This window comes from Pseudoalteromonas sp. CR1 (assembly GCF_019392235.1).
Taxonomy (GTDB): Bacteria; Pseudomonadota; Gammaproteobacteria; order Enterobacterales; family Alteromonadaceae; genus Pseudoalteromonas.
On record NZ_JAHXRM010000001.1, the window covers coordinates 1 to 18637 of the forward strand.

Here is an 18637-nt window from a genome sequence, read left to right on the forward strand (position 1 = left end):
CGGTACTAGCTCAGTTGGTAGAGCGCGACCTTGCCAAGGTCGAGGTCACGAGTTCGAGCCTCGTGTACCGCTCCAATTTCTAACCAAAAAATTTAGTTAAAATATAAAATACGTTGCTAGAATGTTGAACGCGACCCAACGTAAAATAACTAAAGAAGTAAAAATGCGGTACTAGCTCAGTTGGTAGAGCGCGACCTTGCCAAGGTCGAGGTCACGAGTTCGAGCCTCGTGTACCGCTCCAATACTTTATCCCTTCAAAATATCTATATTAAAAATCATAAATTATAATTCAAACCTTTATTATCTAATTTTTTCTTATTTGTAATATTCAGCATTCAGGCTTTGGTTATTTGAAGCTATCACTTTTCGCGCAGAGCCAGCTTTGCATTAATAAAGCGATATTTTATTATGAGGTCGTATAGTTGAAGCAAGTGGGGTTGATACTTTTTGACTGAGAAGTGTTGAAACTTCAGTTAAAACAGCTCGCCTTGAATAGTCGCTATAATGCGCCTTGCACCGCCAGCATCGCGGTGCTCGCCTAAATAAATACCCTGCCAAGTCCCTAATGCTAAGTATCCATTTGAAATAGGAATACTTAACGCACAACCAAGTGTACTTGTTTTTATGTGGGCAGGCATATCGTCATCGCCTTCATAGTCATGGCGGTAATAAGGTTGTCGCTCAGGTACAAATTTATCGAAGTGACTTTCCATATCCATACGCACAGTCGGATCGGCGTTTTCATTTATAGTCAGGCTTGCCGATGTGTGTTGGATAAATAAATGCAATAAACCTACTTTATAGTGGGCAATTTCGGAGAGATTATTTAAAACGTCGTTATCAATTAAATGGAAACCTCGAGGACGAGGTTTCAATGTGATTGTTTTTTGCTGCCAGCTCATAGCTTGTCGAAACTAACTTCTATATTTGCAGTGCCAGCGTCGCTGCTAAATGGCATTATGATTTTTTTGCCTTGGCTCTTATGCGTTATTGTATGGCCTGCACCCGATACAACAATAGGTGTTGCCATATCGAAATCAAATCCTTTTTCACCTAATAAATTTTTAGCACCACCGGTAACCATGTTGGTGATTTCACCCACCATGTCAGTTACTTCTTCGTTGATAGAGTTAGGGCGCTCGCCTAGCATGCGTTCCATAATTGTCAGTGCCAAGCTTTCATCAAATGTAATTGAAAACGAGCCACGAGTCTGCGGGCCAACCATGCCAATTAAACCAGATACATCCCCACACGCGACCTCGTCAGTTTTAATGCGTGGTTTACCAGGTTTTAATTGTGTTTGTGCCATTGTGCTTAACACATTGATTAATGATGATAAGAAAGGGTTGATAAACTCTACATTCATACTGAATACTCTTAAATTTGTGCTATTAAATGGCTACAACTTACTAGTATAGCCATTAAGAATTATTTTGTTTTTATAAAGCTCTACAAGATTCACATTTACCATGTGCTTCTATTGTTTGCCCTGTTACTACAAACCCACTTTCAGCCGCTAAGTTATTTAGTTCATGAGAAATAACGGTAGAGTGCAGTTCTTTAACAAACCCGCAATTATCGCAAATAAGTAATTGTACCGGATGAATATGATCAAAATGATGACACAACATAAATGCGTTAGTGCTTTCAATTTTATGGATAAATCCCAGTTCGGCTAAAAAATCCAACGCGCGGTAAATAGTGGCTGGTTTAGCACCCGATTCGGTTACTTTTAATTGTTCCAGTAGGTCATAGGCGCCTACACCACCTTGTGCACTGGCTAATAAGCGAAATACTTTTTCACGGATAGGCGTAAAACGAGCGCCACGGTTGTCACATACTTGCTTAGCTTTACTAACTAGTGATTCTATATTCATCATTCTCTTATCCTTACGCTACCGTGATATACTAACATACTGTGTTGTAGTTGCAGTGTTTTTATTAGGCGATTTTTAGTCAGGAAAACTCGAAATGAACGAATTATTAGCCATTTTTATCTTCTTTTTTGCGGTAATAGACCCAATAGGCACTGTACCTGTATTTATAGCTGTGACCCGAGGGGAGGATGATAAATTTAAGCGCAAGGTCATCTTCAAGGCCGTTGGGGTATCGGCTATTGTGCTGCTATTTTTTGTTGTCGCTGGTGAGCTTTTATTAAATGCGATTGAAATTCCATTGTCGGCTTTTCAGATAGCGGGCGGCATAGTACTGCTGCTTTTTGCACTGTCGATGATATTTGGTGAGAGCAAACCCGAAACTGAAATAAAAAGCGTACGAGACAGCACTGAAACAGCCATCTTTCCTTTAGCTATTCCTTCAATTGCAAGCCCTGGTGCGATGTTGGGTGCCGTGCTTATGACGCGAAATGAAGAGTTTACCTGGATTGAGCAACTTATGACGTCGTCGATGATGCTTGCCGTATTAGCCCTAGTACTCATATTACTTTTACTTGCAACGCATGTGCATAAAGTAATTGGCGATAGCGGCGCTAGTATAATAAGTAGAATAATGGGACTTATTTTAAGCTCTGTAGCAGTTACTAATATTTTAAACGGTATAGCGCATTACTTTGGCTTGCAGGTATATAGCTAATATTGCCGCTAGTGGGGGTTTTGTGTAAAATGCGCCTCCCTTAATTGCTTTGCTTTTATACCCACTTGGGTTTTACATTTGGATGAACATATTTTGGATAAACCAACTTTAAACAGACGCTTTTCTGTCGCGCCAATGCTTGATTGGACTGACCGTCATTGCCGTACTTTTCATCGCAAAATGACAAAGCACACCGTGTTGTATACAGAAATGATTACCACAGGTGCTATTTTATTTGGTCGTGGTGATTATTTACACTTTAATCAGCACGAGGGACCCGTTGCATTGCAATTAGGTGGCTCTGATCCTCAAGCATTGGCAAAATGCGCAAAGCTTGCCGGTGAGCGTGGTTATGATGAAATTAATCTAAATGTAGGCTGCCCATCAGATCGCGTTCAAAATGGTCGCTTTGGTGCGTGTTTAATGGCCGAGCCTGAATTGGTTGCACAGTGCGTTGCGGCGATGAAAAGTGAAGTTGCAATTCCTGTTACTGTTAAAACGCGTATTGGGATAGACGAGCAAGACTCGTATGAGTTTTTATGTGCGTTAATTGAAGCAAGCCATAAAGTAGGCTGTGATGATTTTATTATCCATGCGCGTAAAGCATGGTTAAATGGCTTAAGCCCTAAAGAAAACCGTGAAGTTCCACCTCTTGATTACCCCCGAGTTTATCAACTTAAAAAAGACTATCCGCAACTCGATTTAAGTATTAATGGCGGCGTTAAAACGATTGAACAAAGCCTTGAGCATCTTCACTATATTGACGGTGTTATGGTTGGGCGCGAAGCCTATAGTAATCCGTTTATGCTTAATGAGGTTGATGAAAAAATTTATGGTGATGTAGTTAATACGCAAACCCGCCATGATGTGGTTCGCTCTATGTATGATTACATTGAAGAAGAAATGCGATTAGGCGCTAATTTTTGGCATGTTGCACGTCATATGTTGGGTATTTTTCAGGGGCAACCTGGTGCGCGTGGCTTTAGACGTCATCTTTCAGAAAACGGCCATGGTAAGCAGGCTGATTTATCGGTAATGGATAAAGCACTTAGCTTTGTACCTGAATAATTGTTTTTCAAACGTTACATTTAAAGCCACTTATATAGTGGCTTTTTTGATCCTAAAAATTAGTCAAAAACATAATTTATTGGCCAATTATACTTAATGCTGTTCAGCGGATAGTCATTTCAATCTTATCTTTTTTCGTTTTAACTATATGATAATAATTATCTTTTATTAATTTAAAATGACTTGGCATAACTCTTGGAGTCTACTTGTTGTAATCAATTAAAAATCAACAGGAGAATACCGTGGGAATAGTTAATCGCGTAAACGATGTTATTCAATCAAATATTGTAGCACTGCTTGATAAAGCAGAAGATCCTAAAAAACTTGTTAACTTAATGCTTAATGATATGCAGGATGCATTAAACGAGTGTAGAAGCACAGCCGCCGCGCTTTTATGTGAAGAAAAAGCAATAAAACGCCACCTTGATACTAAAAAAGCAGAGCTTGTAGCATGGCAATCTAAAGCTGAATTAGCAATTGAAAAAGGGCGTGATGACCTTGCTAAGTCAGCACTTATATCTAAACAAGCTGTAAGCGAGAGCATTGAAAAAAAGCAAGCCCAACTTGAGACTTTACAAGAGTCTGTATTAAAAATTAGATCTGACTGTGAGCGCCTACAGCAAAAAATAGCAGAAGCAAAGACAAAGCAAGCTCAACTAGCGCAGCGTCACGATGTAGTTGTTGCTCGTTCGCATATAAATACGCAGTTAAATAGCGATAAAGTAGCTCATGCGCTCTCTCGTTTTGAGCAAATAGAGCAACGTGTTGAGAGTATTGAAGCGCAAGTTGAGGCGTATGAGTTAACTGACACAGCTAATTCGACAGCCACTCAAATTGAGTCACTTGTTAAAAACGAAAAAATTGACACAGAGCTGGCTAGTTTAAAAGCACGCTTAAGTGTTAGTTCTAAACAAAGCGCGTAGGAGGAATTATGAGTCGATTTAATCATCAGCGTGGCTGGTTTAAAGACACGTTAAACAAAAAAATATCTGGCGTATGTAGTGGCTTAGCATACCGATTAGATTTTCCGATATGGGCAACACGTTTGGTTACTATTTTACTGTTTTTAAGTTTTCCGTTTGTAGTTGCGCTTGGTTATTTTATTGCGCATTGCTGTTTAGAAGAAAAGCATATTAAGGAGTTTTAAAATGAAAGCTATCGCTGTTTGTATACTCATTTATTTGGTGTTTTTTACTAATTCATTCTCATTTATAAACTTTGACACGTGGCAGTTTCCATTGTGGATTGCAGATATGAGCTGGGTTGGTGTTGAATTAGTGAGTGTACTTATAGCCATCGTAGCCGTTGCCGCAATTGCTGCATTAGTGACGTTAGGTTTAATAGGTGCAGCCGCAGTGGCTGTTATTGGTACTGTTTTGGCTTTGCTATTTGGCTCAGTGATGATTGCATGGCCATTATTATTTATTGCCGTATTATGCTGGTTAGTGGCTGATAATAAAAAAGTGGTTTCTTAATCCTTAATTTAACTCACTATTCCCCGTTAACTATGTTAAATTTAACGTGTGATATTACGTTTTTACAAGGATTAAATGATGGCAAAATTGTGTTTATCTTTTGTGTCTGCATTGGCTTTTAGTTTTTTTTCGTCATCTTTGGCTGCGCACTCTGGCCATAACCATTCAGCCGATACTGCACAACTTGAAGTAAGTAACGCGCAAGTAAGAGAGTTCTTACCTGGCGGTAAAGCCAGTGCCGCCTACTTAACTATTTCAAATCATAGTGATACGAATGCAACATTAACAAAGGCCAGCATTGACGGGTTAGGGCGCGTTGAAATACATGAGCACGCACATGTTGATGGCATGATGAAAATGCAAAAGGTTGAATCGGTGAGTGTAAAAGCACATGACAGTGTCGATTTTCAGCCCGGTGGTTATCATTTAATGGTGTTTGAGCCGCAAGAACCTTTAAAAGCAGGGCAAGAACGCAAACTAACGCTATATTTTAGTGATGGTAATCGCTTGTTTACAAATATTGAGGTGGTTACGCTAGAGTCGCAAATAAATAAAGCTAAGTCATCAGCACAACATTCTCATCATTAGGAGTTTACATGTCGCAACACAAAGGAAAAATAGCAGGCATTTTAGTTTTACTGCTTATTATATTTTACGCCATTGCCGTTTACTGGAGTACTGAGCCTTCACGTTTTGATGTGGTTGAAAATGCAAAAGAGCAAGCGCAACTTCGAAATGAAACGATGGTGACGGGCTATATCACTACATCTACACTTATTACCGTTGCAAATACGTTACTTGATAAGCCAGGTGGGTATTTATCAAATGATGTTATTCCACCTAGTATTATTATGGATGATATGCCTGCTTGGGAGTATGGCGCACTTGAAATGGTCCGTGATTTATCACTTTCTATGAGAAAAGATTTTAGCCGTTCTCAATCTCAATCAACTGAACATGAAGCGCTCAAAAAAGCACAACCGCAATTTAATATAAGCTCTGAAGCTTGGGCGTGGCCAAGTGCAGAAGGTGAGTACCAAAAAGGGATTGATTACTTAATTGTTTATCGTACGCAAATGGCTCATCAGCATGAACGCGACAGCCAGTTTTATGCACGGGCCGATAACTTACGCAGCTGGTTAAAAGAGGCAGAAAAGCGGTTAGGCAGCTTAAGTCAGCGTTTAAGTGCAAGTGTTGGCCAAGATAAGGTTAATACTGACCTAGCTGGTAACTCTTCAAATAAGCAAGCAACGCTTGCGCCATTGCAGCAGCAAGTAAGAACGCCATGGCTTGATATTGACGATGTATTTTATGAGTCTCGTGGCGCAACGTGGGCGTTACTGCACTTTTTACAGGCCGTTGAGTACGACTTTAATGATGTACTTGAAAAGAAAAACGCACGTGTAAGCTTACAGCAAATCATTCGTGAACTTGAGGCCACTCAAGAAACCGTATGGAGCCCACTAATTTTGAATGGCAATGGCTTTGGCTATGTTGCTAATCATTCTCTTGTTATGGCAAATTATATTTCTAGAGCCAACGCGGCTTTAATTGAACTTAGCGAACTATTAGCGCAAGGATAAAAAATGAAAAAGTATTGTTTAGCAGCAGCCCTATCTATGGCTTGTTTAGCTCCAGCAGCGCAAGCTGACACTCTGTTAGGTTTATATGTGGGTGTTGATGGTTGGCAATCAGATAATGAAGGTCAGCTTTCTTATAAAGATAATGCACCTCAAGATTTTAACTTTGAAGACGAAACATACATTAGTTACTATGCTGCACTCGAGCATCCGGTGCCTTTAGTTCCTAACCTAAAGCTTAAGTATACTGAACTTGAATTAAACGGCTCGACAGTACTAAATGATACATTTAGCTTTAATGGTTCAGACTATGTAGTGGGTACAACCGTTAATTCTGTAAGCGATTTAACGCATGTTGATTATATCTTATATTATGAAATATTTGATAATGATCTGATTTCTATTGATTTAGGTCTAAATGCGAAGCAGTTTGACGGTGACATTATTGTTAACGGAACAACGCAAGATGGTGGTGCAAACTTCACTGAAACGGTTGAATTTTCTGGTTTTGTACCACTTGCATACGCGCGTGCAGAAGCAGGCTTACCATTTACAGGTTTAAGTGTGTTTTTTGAAGGTAGCCTTTTGGCAATTGACGATAGTAAAGTGCAAGATTACCAAGTGGGTGTTGCATGGGAGCTTGTTGATAACTTAGCTGTAGATATTGCTGTTAAAGCAGGTTACCGTTCAATGGTATTAGAGCTAGATGATGTTGATGATATTACTACAGATATTGACGCATCGGGTCCGTTTGCAGGTATTCAGGTTCACTTTTAATTAGTACCTTCTAATTAAACAAAGCGTGGCGTTCTATTTTGTAGTGTGCCACGCTAAATCAAATTCTCCTTCTAATGCCGTGTTTACTAGCTGCTTATATATTTTGTTTACAGGAAATCGTATAAGTTTAGATAGCTCATCGCCAGTTTGGGTGAACTTGTAATAACTTAAAACCAAATCACTATTTTTTGCTTTAAGTGTCATTTTTTGAGATAAAAAAGACAGTGTGAGTTCTTGCCCTGCTTTAAGCACAGCTGATTCTATTTCTTTTCTATAAAGTAAATTCAAATCCATTAAAGTTAAAATATCAGGAAAGCTTATTCCTGTTTTTCCTAAATTTAATGACACTCTATTTCCCTTGCGAAGCAGATCAAATAAAGACGGTTTCTTATAAAAACCAAGTAAAATAAAGTGGCTGTCGTCTTTTTCATTGTAGCCAGAAAGCGATACACACTTTTGCAAAGAATCGGCTTCGCGCTGAGTCATATGCTTTAAAGTTTGTAAGCTTTTGATTGAAAATGTACCAGGGTTTAATGTTTCACCGGTTAAAATTTTTGCCCACAAGGCTTGCATAGAGCTATTTGAGGTGTCCTCACATAAAGCAATAAAGTGTTCCACCCAGTCTGCGTCTGGCTGTTTATTGCTTGCTACGTCCGGGCAAAACTCCATTGCCGTGGTTAAAATAGCCTCTATGTTTTGTTGTCGCTTTATAGCCAGTAAATCGTGTCTTTGTTTGGCGCGAGTTAGTAAAGGGTGTTCACTATTAATATGATATAGCGGTTTTACTTGCCCTCTTGTATTGTAACTTTGCTCTGTTATTGGCGATGTGTCGCTGCTGGCCACCTTAGTGACAGGATAGCCAAGTAACGATTCTATTATATTGGCTAAATTAATCCGTGCTTGTGCTGTTTTTACTGTCATGGCTATTTGCTACGCTTTGTATATCGCTTAATTGTGCTACGGTTTTTAAATTATTCAACCCAAGCTCTAGAGTGTTATTCAAAATATACTCATACACGAGTGCCATATAGCCTGATATGAGTAGAGTCGTTGATTGTCCTTCAATATAACAGGTCACGGTATTGGTATTTGCTTGCTGTGAAAAGGTGAGTATACCTTCAATAATATGTTCATTATTTAATAGTATATTAAATGTCATTTTATCTTCACTGAGAGATGTAATGGTCATTTCGCCATGCCCCCATTGTCCTACCCACGATTGATGTGCGCCTACGCCAGCTCCCGGTTCATTAACAATAAATTCAATGGAAGGGTCTACTTGCTGCCAAGGTGACCATGTGTGCCATTGATTAAAGTCAGCAACAAGTGTTTTTATTGTGCTGATATTGGCATTGATTTCTACGTTTTTACTCACACGGTAGTTTTGTGGAAGCAGTAATCCGACTACGACTGTTATAAGTAGTAAAACTAATACGTATTTGAACAGTGTTTTTAATAATTTAATAACCATACCTTTGGTAGTTTTTTAAGTTTATATGTAACAACTTTTTGTTAATCGACTATAGTATGAATTAGATCATAAGCCAAAAACTAAATTTATAGCTTTTTAAACATTACGTTAGAGTATTTATAGCATTAAGCAGTATCTGAAAAGGGTAAATATGTCGTCTGAACAAAATGATTTTCTATTTTTAGACCAACAGCAAGACGACGAAATAGTTGTTGAGCCATCTCGTTATTGGGATATTTTAATTGTAGACGACGACGAAGAAATTCATACGGTTACAAAACTCGCATTATCTGGATTAGAATATGGCGGCGCTAGGCTTAGGTTTCATCATGCATACTCTGGCGCTGAGGCCAAAAATATACTTACCCAGCCTAATGATATATCCGTTATTTTTTTAGACGTTATTATGGAAACTGACGATGCCGGCTTTCAGGTGGTTAAACATGTCAGAGACTCCCTAAATAACAAACGCGTTCGCATTATTTTACGTACGGGCCAAGCCGCTAACATCCCCGAAGAAAAAGCTATTCGTGATTACGACATAAATGATTACAAAACTAAAACAGAGCTGACACGTTCAAAACTTGTTACAACACTTATTGCTGCTATTCGTTCTTATGAACAAATTTGCCTACTTGAGTACCAAGCCCAAGCAATGAATACTATTTTATCTGCATCTAAATACATTTTGGGGCAAACAGATATAAAAGTATTGTGCAACAAAGCAATTGAATTTATGGGAGTCATTTTAGGTTGTAAATCTAACGGATTAATTTGCACCAAGCTTGATGGTGAAAATTTTATTCAGGTCCTGGGTGGATGTGAAAAGTACGAAGAGTATTTTGGTGAAAAGTTAGTTAATGTTAACCAAACTGCATTACCTCAGGTTGAAACCAGTTTTGAACAGCTTACCCATCAATATACTGATAATAGCATCACCTTTATTTTAAAAAGTAAGCACCGCAAAGCTGCTTTATATATTGAGTGTGGTGGAGCGCCTACAGATATTCAATTGCAGTTTGCCGAAATATTTTTAACTAATATCAGTATTGCGCTTGATAATATTCGGTTGTTTGTAAAATTAAGAGATGCAGCCTACAAAGACTTACTCACTGGTATTTCAAATAGAACGGACTTTATTGAACGCATAGATGATTTTCAAAACGTACATGAAAATAAATATGTATTTGTTTTATTAGATGTAATTAACTTCTCAGATATAAACGACGGCTTAGGGCAAGATGTAGGCAATAAGCTACTTATTGCTATTGTTGAGCGCCTACGAACAATTGCACCAACGGCGCAGTTGCTCTCGCGAGTAGGGGCGGATGTATTTGGTTTTTTAATATTAAAAAATGAATTTAACATTGCCGATTTTAACGAAAAACTAAGCCCATCATTTAGTGCTGCAGAACATGTTTTGCCAATTGATTTTAGAATTGGCTTATGCCAACAGCAAGACTTTCAAGGCTCAGGTATTGAAACATTAAAAGTGGCTTATATTGCTTTAAATCATGCTAAAAAAATAAAGCATAAAGAAGGTGTTTATTACAGTATTGATATGCAAGAAAAAATGGAGTGGCGATTAGGCTTAATTAGACAGCTGCGCCATGACTTTGCTAGAGGGAAGCTCGAAGTGTGGTATCAACCACAGTTATCGTTTGATGATTTATCTTTAATTGGTTGTGAAGCCCTTTTACGCTGGCCATTAGAAAATGGCACCTATATTTCACCTGCGGTATTTATACCATTAGCTGAAGATGCTGGTCTTATTGTAGATATAGGGCAGTGGGTGCTGGAGCAAGCTTGCCAACAGCAAAAGCGATTAGAAAATGAAGGAACTGAAATTTGTATTGCTGTTAACGTGTCCGTTCCGCAATTTAAAGTTAAAGGGTATGCGCAAACAGTTAAAAATACCTTACTAAAATACGGCGTGGATCCAAAAAACATTGAGCTTGAAGTCACTGAAAGTGTAGTAATGGATGAATTAGACACGGTTATTAATACTTTAAGAGAGCTGAAGGCGCTTGGTATTGAAGTGGCTATTGATGACTTTGGCACCGGGTTTTCGTCATTAAGTTATATACAAAGCCTTCCTATCGATAGACTAAAGATTGATAGGTCGTTTATTAAAGATCTTAATAATGGTGATACCGGTGCCGTTGCAGGGCTAGTAATATCGTTAGGTGCAAAGTTAGGGTTAAAAACAATAGCAGAGGGTGTTGAAACGCAGGAACAGGCTAAGTTTTTAAAAGACTTAGGATGTGATGAAGTGCAAGGGTTTATGTACGCAAAACCTATGCCTGAAAAAAAGTTACTAGAGTTCATTAGTAAACAAAATACCTAGATAATTATAGGCTTAACGTTATAGGTATTTCATCCCCTGTAATGTTGTATATATAAACAAGGCTATGGTGTATAATTTGCGCCTTTTGTTATTCGACGGTCACATTTATGAGCACACTCAAAGCTAAGCGCGCCTTATTCTCTTACCCAAAGTATTGGGCTGAGTGTTATGGCACCGCACCATTTTTACCCACATCACGCGAAGAAATGGATGCACTTGGCTGGGATAGCTGCGACATAATAATTATTAGTGGCGATGCATATGTTGATCACCCAAGTTTTGGTATGGCCGTAATTGGGCGTGTACTTGAAGCGCAAGGGTTTAGGGTGGGTATAATTGCTCAGCCTAAATGGGATACAAAAGATGCATTTATGGAGCTTGGCAGACCAAACCTATTTTTTGGTGTAACGGCCGGCAACATGGATTCGATGATTAACCGCTACACAGCTGAAAAGCGAATGCGTCATGACGATGCGTATACTCCTGACAACGTAGGGGGCAAGCGACCAGACCGTGCTGTGATGATTTATTCTCAGAAATGTCGTGAAGCATATAAAGGTATTCCTATCGTTATTGGTGGTATTGAAGCAAGCCTTCGTAGGATTGCTCATTATGACTATTGGCAAGAAAAAGTGCGCCGTAGCATTTTGTTTGATTCAAAAGCCGATATATTAATTTACGGAAATGCTGAGCGCCCATTAGTTGAAGTTGCCCACCGAATTGCCGGTGGCGAAACGATGGATACAATTCAAGATATCCGTGGTACCGCTGTTATCCGCAAAGAGCCACTACCTGGCTGGCGTGGCAGTGACTCAACTGCAATTGATAAAATTGGTAAAATAGACCCCATTCCAAATCCTTACGGAGCCGATGATGTTGGCTGCAGTAAATCTGAATTTAAACAAGCCGGTATTGATTTAAAGGCTGAAGCTGCAAAGCCCATTACTGTGCAACCAGCGCGTCCTAAGCCATGGGAAAAAACGTATGTTAAGCTCCCAGCCTACGAGCAAGTAAGTGTTAACAAACCTTTATATGCCCATGCTTCAAGGATATTACACCAAGAAACTAACCCTGGTTGTGCAAGAGCGTTGTTTCAACGTCATGGAGATCGCTCTATTTGGGTAAACCCACCGGCTTACCCGTTAGAAACACATGAAATGGATGCAGTATTTGGGTTACCTTACCAACGAATTCCTCATCCAAGCTATGGCGACGCTAAAATTCCCGCTTACGACATGATCAAAACGTCGGTTAATATTATGCGTGGCTGTTTTGGTGGATGTTCATTCTGTTCGATTACAGAGCACGAAGGTCGTATTATTCAAAGTCGCTCGCAAGAATCAATTATTGAAGAAATTGAACAGATCCGAGATAAAGTGCCTGGTTTTACAGGCGTTATTTCCGACTTAGGTGGGCCAACGGCCAATATGTACAAACTACGTTGTACAAGTAAAAAAGCAGAAAGCACTTGCCGACGCTTATCATGTGTATACCCTGACATTTGTAAGCACATGGATACTGATCACACACCTACTATTGATTTATACAAAAAAGCGCGTGATGTGAAAGGGATTAAAAAAGTATTAATCGCTTCGGGTGTTCGCTATGACCTTGCTGTACGCGATCCTCGGTACGTAAAAGAATTGGTGACGCATCATGTAGGTGGTTACTTAAAAATAGCACCAGAGCACACTGAAGACGGCCCATTATCCAAAATGATGAAACCTGGCATGGGCGCTTACGACCAATTTAAAGAGTTATTTGATAAGTACTCAAAAGAAGCAGGTAAAAAGCAGTATTTAATTCCGTACTTTATTTCTGCCCACCCGGGAACCAAAGACGAAGATATGGTTAATATGGCTTTATGGCTTAAATCAAATGACTTTAAGTTAGATCAAGTGCAAAATTTTTATCCATCACCTATGGCCAATGCAACCACTATTTATCATACAGAGATGAACTCTTTACGTAATATTAAAAATAATAGTGAGATAGTGCCTGTGCCAAAAGGAGCTCGCCAGCGTAGATTACACAAAGCTATTTTGCGCTATCACGATACATCAGGTTGGCCAATGATACGTGAAGCACTTCGTAAAATGGGTAAGGCTAATTTAATTGGTAAAGGGCCAAATTGTTTAGTGCCAGAAGAAGGCCGCGATGAAAAAGCGGGTAAAGCCGTTAATAAAGGCCGCAAAAGTGGTCGCCCAGCGCTTACACGTCATACGGGATTTAGCCAATTTAAAAAGGCCAATACAAAACCTAAAGTGGGTGGAAATAGACAAAAAGCCAGGTAGTTTTTACTGAATAACTAAAAACGCGCAGCTATACATTAACTGCGCGTTTTTTTGTGACAGTTTTATAATTATATTAATAGCCAGGTAGCGGTGCCTAAAAAGGCAAAAATACCCACAATATCGGTCACTGTTGTCAGCACTACACTACCTGCAAGTGCGGGGTCTATATTCATTTTTTTAAGTAAAATAGGGATACTCGCCCCAGCCACGCCAGCTACCACTAAATTCATAAACATAGCAAAAGCAAGCACGCCGCCGAGCATAAAGTCCCATTGCCATAGTGCAATGACACCCGCTATTAATAATGACCATAAAATACCATTAAGCGCACCTATGGCCAGTTCTTTCATCATTAAAAAACGTTGGTTAGTTTGATTAATATGACCGACAGCAATACCACGAATAACAAGCGTAAGCGATTGGCTACCAGCAACACCACCCATAGAAGGTACAATGCCATTAAGCACTGCTAATATAGGTAAAATATCGAGTGTGCTTTCAAAAAAACTAGCTACAAAGGCGGCCGCAAGCGCCGTCAATAAGTTAACTCCTAACCATACTGAGCGTTTTTTCGAGCTTTTTAGGACGGGAGCAAAGGTATCTTCTTCATCATCAAGACCCGCCAAGCTCAGTAAGCTATGCTCGGCGTCTTCTCGTATAACGTCGACAATATCATCGATTGTGACACGACCTAGCAGTTGATCATTATCATCAACAACAGGGGCAGAGATCCAATTATGGCGTTCGAATAATTGTGCAACTTCACTTTCATCCATAGATATTGGAATTGACTCACACTCTTCATCCATTAAGTCGCGAACAATTTTTTCAGGTGAATTAGTCAGTAATGTACTCAGCGATAAAGCACCAATAAAGCAGTTATGTTTATCAACTACATACAGATCATCTGTGCCTTCAGGTAACTCTCCACGAAGTCGAATGTAGCGTAGTACTACATCAATGGTAACGTCTGGACGAATAGTTACCGTATCGGTGTTCATGAGCGCGCCAGCAGAACGCTCTTGATAAGACAACGCCTGTGTTGCGCGCTCTCTGTCTTGAATATCCATGGCGCTAACAACGTCTTTATAAACGGTGTCAGGCAAGCTACGTAACACTTCGCCTAAGTCATCGTGCCCCATATCTTCAGTAGCGGCAGCAATATGCTCAGGTTCCATTTGGGCTATGATGCCTAAACGTACGTCTTCTGATAACTCTTCTAGTACGTCACCTTGAACATCAGGGTCAACAAGTTGCCAAAGTAATCGACGAATTTTATGAGGAGACGACTCTAATAATAAAGCAGTATCACATGGGGCGGTTTTTGCGAGCATGCGTCTAACTTGAACAAACTGGCCACTATTAAGTGACTTAGTCACTTGTTTTAGTTGTTGTAGTGGGTAGTCTTGTTCAAAAGCTTCGGGCATTGGCGTCCTTTATTTATATTGTAACTGTTACTTAGTGGGTGGGAGAGTACGAACTATTAGCCAGTTATTTTTGATTATAGTTATTTTATTTAATTGTTAAAAATTAACGTTACTCTTGCTCGTTAAATCGTTGCGAAATAAGCTCTCCAATGGCATTTAAAGCTTGTTTTGCATCAGGCCCTTCACATACCACTTTAACTTCTTTACCTTGGCTACTTTCAAGTAGCATCAGTGCTAATACACTATCACCAGCAGCTTCTTTGTCATCTTGAAATAAAGTGATTGAAGCATCAAATTTAACAGCAAGTTGAGCCAATACTGTCGCAGCTCTGGCATGTAGCCCTAATTTATTTTGTATTAAAAAAGTGTCTTCTATACGCATACATTACTCTATCAAAGCTGAACAGGTTATTAGTTTATATAAATTATTTTTCTTGTTCTCTGTGGCGTATTTTTACATTAGGATGCGTAACTGCAAAGCTTTCACCAATTGTTTGCGCTAAATATACAGAGCGATGTTGTCCGCCAGTACAACCAATAGCAATCGTTAAGTAGCTACGGTTATTGCGTTCTAAATGAGGCAACCAGGTTTGCACAAAAGTTTGTATTTGCCATGTGAACTTTTGAACTATGCTGTGGCTAGCTAAATAATCTTTTACTGGCTGGTCTAAACCATTGAGTGGTTTTAGTTCAGGCTCCCAATGTGGGTTAGGTAAAAAACGTGCATCAAATACGTAGTCTGCTTCTTTAGGTATACCATGTTTAAAACCAAATGATTCAAATGTGACAATCAGCTGCTTGTCTTTTTTACCTAATATTTTTTCACGAATCGATTCAGCGAGTTGATGAACACTCAAGTCGCTGGTATCTATCATGTAATCGGCACGAGTAGTTAGCACGTCAAGTAGTTCTTTTTCTTTTTTTATGGCTAAATCAAGCGGAAGCGAATCGATTGATAGAGGGTGCAAACGTCTTGTTTCTGAAAAACGTTTTATTAATGTTTGATCTTCACTGTCTAAATAAAATAGTGTTGGTTTTGTAAAACCCGGTAAATATTCAATAATGTGATTAAATTCATCTTGTTCTTTTGGCAAGTTTCGCACATCGATGCTAACGGCGATTTTATCGTAGTTATCAGAAACGCTTCTTACCAAAGAAGGTAATAAATTTACAGGGATGTTATCTACGCAATAATAACCTAGATCTTCAACAACGCGTAAAGCAACCGACTTACCAGAACCAGAACGGCCACTTATGATAATCAACTCCATTAATCACCCTTTAAATTTATTACGATTGGTCAACAATAATTTGATACAGCTCGGCGTCCGATTTAGCACAGCGTAGCTGTTTGCAAAATTCTTTGTTTTTTAGTTTATCAGCTATCGTCGCTAGCGTCTTTAAGTGTTGCTGGTTATCACCATCAGGTACGATGAGTGCAACAAAAATATCAACTGGTCGATTGTCTATAGCATCAAAGTTAATCGGTGTTTCACTTACTAATACTAATGCTAAAGGTTCTTGTGCGCCGCTCATTCGACCATGTGGAATAGCTATGCCTCTTCCTATTCCTGTGCTACCTAGCTTTTCGCGAGTTAATAAAGCGCCCAAAATATCTTGTTGAGACAAATACGGTAATTTATCGTGAGCAAGCTCGCTAATAAACTCTAAAATTCTTTTTTTACTATTAAAAAGGACCGCAGCTTTGCTGCAGTCCTGGCATATAAGTGAACTTAGTTTCATCATATTAGTGTCGAGCAAGCTTCTCTTTGTGTTTAATTACTTGACGGTCAAGCTTATCAATCAATGAATCAATCGCTGCATACATATCTTGATGTTCAGTGGATGCGAATAATTCAGCGCCACTTACATGAATAGTTGCTTCTGCTTTTTGATTTAATTTTTCTATATCAAGAATGACATGAACATTATTAATATGATCAGAGTGCCTTTCTAGCTTCGCAAATTTGGTATTTATATAGTCTCTTAATGAATCAGTTAGTTCTACATGACGACCAGTTAAATTTAGTTGCATAAGCATTACCCTCTTTGTTTAGCGTCTTAGATCAGACTCTTTCGCTGATTTGACGGTGGAATAGCAAGAGATTCGCGGTATTTTGCGATTGTACGTCTTGCTACTTTAATTCCTTGCTCAGCCAATATATCCGCAATTTTGCTATCACTCAATGGTTTTGCTGAGTTTTCTGCTGCGATTAGTTTTTTGATAAGTGCTCGTATCGCTGTGGATGAACATTCTCCACCATTTTCGGTGCTTACATGGCTTGAGAAAAAGTATTTAAGCTCAAATATTCCACGCGGTGTGTGCATGTACTTTTGAGTCGTTACGCGCGAAATTGTCGATTCGTGCATTTCTACCATTTCGGCTACATCATTTAAAACCATAGGTTTCATGGCTTCTGGACCGTGTTCAAAAAAACCTTGTTGTTGCTTTACGATACAGTTAGTTACTTTTAAAAGCGTGTCGTTTCTGCTTTCTAAACTTTTAATAAACCATTTAGCTTCTTGTAAATGTGAGCGAATAAACTGGCTATCACCGCTCGACTTAACTGTACGCGACATTGCAGCATATTGGCTGTTTACACGAATTTTTGGCATGCTGTCTGGGTTTAGTTCAACCACCCAGCGGCCTTTAATTTTCTTAACTGACACATCTGGTATTACATATTCAGACTCTTCTCGCACTATTGTGTCTGCAGGCTTTGGGTTAAGCGTATGAATAAGTGTCATTACTTCTTTAAGCTCATCTTCTTTGAGCTTCGTTTTTTTCATTAATGTACGATAGTCGCGAGCAGCTAACAAATCTATGTGCTCGGTTAAAATCATTTTTGTTTCGTCAATAAAAGGGGTGCCTTTATCAAATTGATTTAACTGAATACATAAACATTCTTGTAAGCTTCGTGCTGCAATACCAACAGGGTCAAATAATTGAATACGCTTTAAAACTGCTTCTATTTCATCAAGTTCAACCTCAACGTCATCGTCGTTATCTTGATTAAAGCTCTCTAAAATTTCTTCACAGCTGAGGGTTAATATGCCTGAGTCGTCCACGGCTTCAACTATTGCAATAGCAATCGCTTCATCCGTAGGGCTAAATGGCGTTAGTTGTAATTGCCACATTAAGTATTCGTGAAGCGTTTCAGTCGATGCACCTTGATAAATAGACTCATCTTCAGGCATGGGGCCTGAAGACGATGCTGGGGCGGCACTCATGTACTCATCCCAGCTAACGTCCATTGCCATGTCGTCACTGACGGTATCTTTTGCAAGGGCTTCACCACTGTCTTGTTCATACTCACTGGGGGCTTCATCGGCAGATGCACTTACTGTCACTTCATCATTATCTGCTTTTTGCTCATTTTTGCCTGCTAGGTCATCGGCATAGTCTTGCTCCTCAACCTCAAGTAATGGGTTGCTGTCGAGCGCTTCTTGTATTTCTTGCTGAAGATCCAATGTGCTTAATTGCAGCAAGCGAATAGCTTGTTGCAACTGAGGTGTCATTGTAAGTTGCTGGCCCATGCGCAGCTGTAGTGATTGCCTCATGTATCTCTAACAATCCTTTTAAGTTGTTATAATTAATACTAGCAG

Annotated in this window: 21 protein-coding genes and 1 tRNA gene; 11 read left to right on the forward strand and 11 right to left on the reverse strand. The window is 39.3% G+C overall.

What is annotated here, in order from left to right; all coding sequences use genetic code 11:
- The first annotated feature begins 165 nt into the window (after positions 1 to 165).
- Positions 166 to 241: transfer RNA gene (locus KZZ04_RS00005), tRNA-Gly, on the forward strand.
- Between the two features lie 232 nt (positions 242 to 473).
- Here KZZ04_RS00005 and KZZ04_RS00010 read toward each other — a convergent pair.
- The 3 genes from KZZ04_RS00010 to KZZ04_RS00020 all read right to left on the reverse strand — a co-directional run bounded on the left by KZZ04_RS00010 (position 474) and on the right by KZZ04_RS00020 (position 1877).
- A complete protein-coding gene (locus KZZ04_RS00010) occupies positions 474 to 902 on the reverse strand; it encodes a secondary thiamine-phosphate synthase enzyme YjbQ (protein ID WP_058403267.1) in 429 nt (142 codons plus the stop codon).
- Positions 899 to 1366, reverse strand: a complete 468-nt coding sequence (locus tag KZZ04_RS00015) for a chemotaxis protein CheX (RefSeq protein ID WP_058403266.1) — start codon at positions 1364 to 1366, stop codon at positions 899 to 901. The genes KZZ04_RS00010 and KZZ04_RS00015 overlap by 4 nt, the downstream gene beginning before the upstream one ends.
- Before the next feature lie 73 nt (positions 1367 to 1439).
- Positions 1440 to 1877 carry a transcriptional repressor gene (locus tag KZZ04_RS00020; protein WP_058403334.1) on the reverse strand — a complete coding sequence of 146 codons (438 nt, stop codon included), beginning with the start codon at positions 1875 to 1877 and terminating at the stop codon, positions 1440 to 1442.
- A gap of 94 nt (positions 1878 to 1971) precedes the next feature.
- On the opposite strand from KZZ04_RS00020, the gene KZZ04_RS00025 reads away from it, so the two are divergent.
- The 8 genes from KZZ04_RS00025 (at position 1972) to KZZ04_RS00060 (ending at position 7492) form a co-directional block, all read left to right on the forward strand.
- Entirely contained in the window at positions 1972 to 2592 is a 621-nt protein-coding gene (locus tag KZZ04_RS00025; RefSeq protein ID WP_058403265.1) for a MarC family protein, read from the forward strand.
- A gap of 135 nt (positions 2593 to 2727) precedes the next feature.
- Positions 2728 to 3660 carry a tRNA dihydrouridine(20/20a) synthase DusA gene (gene dusA / locus KZZ04_RS00030; protein ID WP_249310765.1) on the forward strand — a complete coding sequence of 311 codons (933 nt, stop codon included), beginning with the start codon at positions 2728 to 2730 and terminating at the stop codon, positions 3658 to 3660.
- Positions 3661 to 3902: 242 nt separating this feature from the next.
- Positions 3903 to 4583, forward strand: coding sequence for a PspA/IM30 family protein (locus tag KZZ04_RS00035; protein ID WP_219421325.1), 681 nt, complete (start codon positions 3903 to 3905; stop codon positions 4581 to 4583).
- Positions 4584 to 4591: 8 nt separating this feature from the next.
- Positions 4592 to 4807 (forward strand): PspC domain-containing protein, encoded by a 216-nt coding sequence (locus KZZ04_RS00040; RefSeq protein ID WP_219421326.1) that lies wholly within the window; start codon positions 4592 to 4594, stop codon positions 4805 to 4807.
- A gap of 1 nt (position 4808) precedes the next feature.
- Entirely contained in the window at positions 4809 to 5135 is a 327-nt protein-coding gene (locus tag KZZ04_RS00045; protein WP_219421327.1) for a hypothetical protein, read from the forward strand.
- Positions 5136 to 5213: 78 nt separating this feature from the next.
- Positions 5214 to 5723 carry a copper chaperone PCu(A)C gene (locus tag KZZ04_RS00050; RefSeq protein ID WP_219421732.1) on the forward strand — a complete coding sequence of 170 codons (510 nt, stop codon included), beginning with the start codon at positions 5214 to 5216 and terminating at the stop codon, positions 5721 to 5723.
- A gap of 8 nt (positions 5724 to 5731) precedes the next feature.
- Positions 5732 to 6718, forward strand: a complete 987-nt coding sequence (locus KZZ04_RS00055) for a DUF2333 family protein (RefSeq protein ID WP_058403261.1) — start codon at positions 5732 to 5734, stop codon at positions 6716 to 6718.
- 3 nt (positions 6719 to 6721) lie between these two features.
- A complete protein-coding gene (locus KZZ04_RS00060) occupies positions 6722 to 7492 on the forward strand; it encodes a TIGR04219 family outer membrane beta-barrel protein (protein ID WP_219421328.1) in 771 nt (256 codons plus the stop codon).
- Positions 7493 to 7525: 33 nt separating this feature from the next.
- Here KZZ04_RS00060 and KZZ04_RS00065 read toward each other — a convergent pair whose 3' ends face one another.
- Both KZZ04_RS00065 and KZZ04_RS00070 read right to left on the reverse strand, forming a co-directional pair.
- Entirely contained in the window at positions 7526 to 8413 is an 888-nt protein-coding gene (locus KZZ04_RS00065) for a TIGR03899 family protein (RefSeq protein WP_219421329.1), read from the reverse strand.
- Positions 8382 to 8963, reverse strand: a complete 582-nt coding sequence (locus KZZ04_RS00070; protein WP_138529552.1) for an SRPBCC family protein — start codon at positions 8961 to 8963, stop codon at positions 8382 to 8384. Before KZZ04_RS00070 ends, KZZ04_RS00065 begins: the two co-directional genes overlap by 32 nt.
- Positions 8964 to 9114: 151 nt before the next feature.
- Here KZZ04_RS00070 and KZZ04_RS00075 point away from each other — a divergent pair, with 151 nt between their 5' ends.
- Both KZZ04_RS00075 and KZZ04_RS00080 read left to right on the forward strand, forming a co-directional pair.
- Complete coding sequence (locus KZZ04_RS00075; RefSeq protein ID WP_219421330.1) at positions 9115 to 11310, forward strand: EAL domain-containing protein; 2196 nt, start codon at positions 9115 to 9117, stop codon at positions 11308 to 11310.
- Positions 11311 to 11417: 107 nt separating this feature from the next.
- A complete protein-coding gene (locus tag KZZ04_RS00080; RefSeq protein ID WP_058403256.1) occupies positions 11418 to 13604 on the forward strand; it encodes a YgiQ family radical SAM protein in 2187 nt (728 codons plus the stop codon).
- A 68-nt stretch (positions 13605 to 13672) separates the two neighbouring features.
- On the opposite strand, the gene mgtE is transcribed toward KZZ04_RS00080, so the two are convergent.
- The 6 genes from mgtE to KZZ04_RS00110 all read right to left on the reverse strand — a co-directional run bounded on the left by mgtE (position 13673) and on the right by KZZ04_RS00110 (position 18592).
- Positions 13673 to 15031 carry a magnesium transporter gene (gene mgtE / locus KZZ04_RS00085; protein ID WP_058403255.1) on the reverse strand — a complete coding sequence of 453 codons (1359 nt, stop codon included), beginning with the start codon at positions 15029 to 15031 and terminating at the stop codon, positions 13673 to 13675.
- Positions 15032 to 15140: 109 nt separating this feature from the next.
- Complete coding sequence (locus KZZ04_RS00090; protein ID WP_219421331.1) at positions 15141 to 15413, reverse strand: HPr family phosphocarrier protein; 273 nt, start codon at positions 15411 to 15413, stop codon at positions 15141 to 15143.
- A gap of 43 nt (positions 15414 to 15456) precedes the next feature.
- Complete coding sequence (rapZ, locus tag KZZ04_RS00095) at positions 15457 to 16302, reverse strand: RNase adapter RapZ (RefSeq protein ID WP_058403253.1); 846 nt, start codon at positions 16300 to 16302, stop codon at positions 15457 to 15459.
- Positions 16303 to 16321: 19 nt separating this feature from the next.
- The gene (gene ptsN / locus KZZ04_RS00100) at positions 16322 to 16774 is read right to left on the reverse strand and encodes a PTS IIA-like nitrogen regulatory protein PtsN (RefSeq protein ID WP_058551044.1); all 453 of its coding nucleotides are present in this window, start codon (positions 16772 to 16774) and stop codon (positions 16322 to 16324) included.
- Positions 16775 to 16778: 4 nt separating this feature from the next.
- Positions 16779 to 17066: a ribosome hibernation promoting factor gene (gene hpf / locus KZZ04_RS00105; protein WP_006792096.1), complete on the reverse strand. Its 288-nt coding sequence runs from the start codon at positions 17064 to 17066 to the stop codon at positions 16779 to 16781.
- A 26-nt stretch (positions 17067 to 17092) separates the two neighbouring features.
- Complete coding sequence (locus KZZ04_RS00110; protein ID WP_058403252.1) at positions 17093 to 18592, reverse strand: RNA polymerase factor sigma-54; 1500 nt, start codon at positions 18590 to 18592, stop codon at positions 17093 to 17095.
- Between the last annotated feature and the right edge of the window lie 45 nt (positions 18593 to 18637).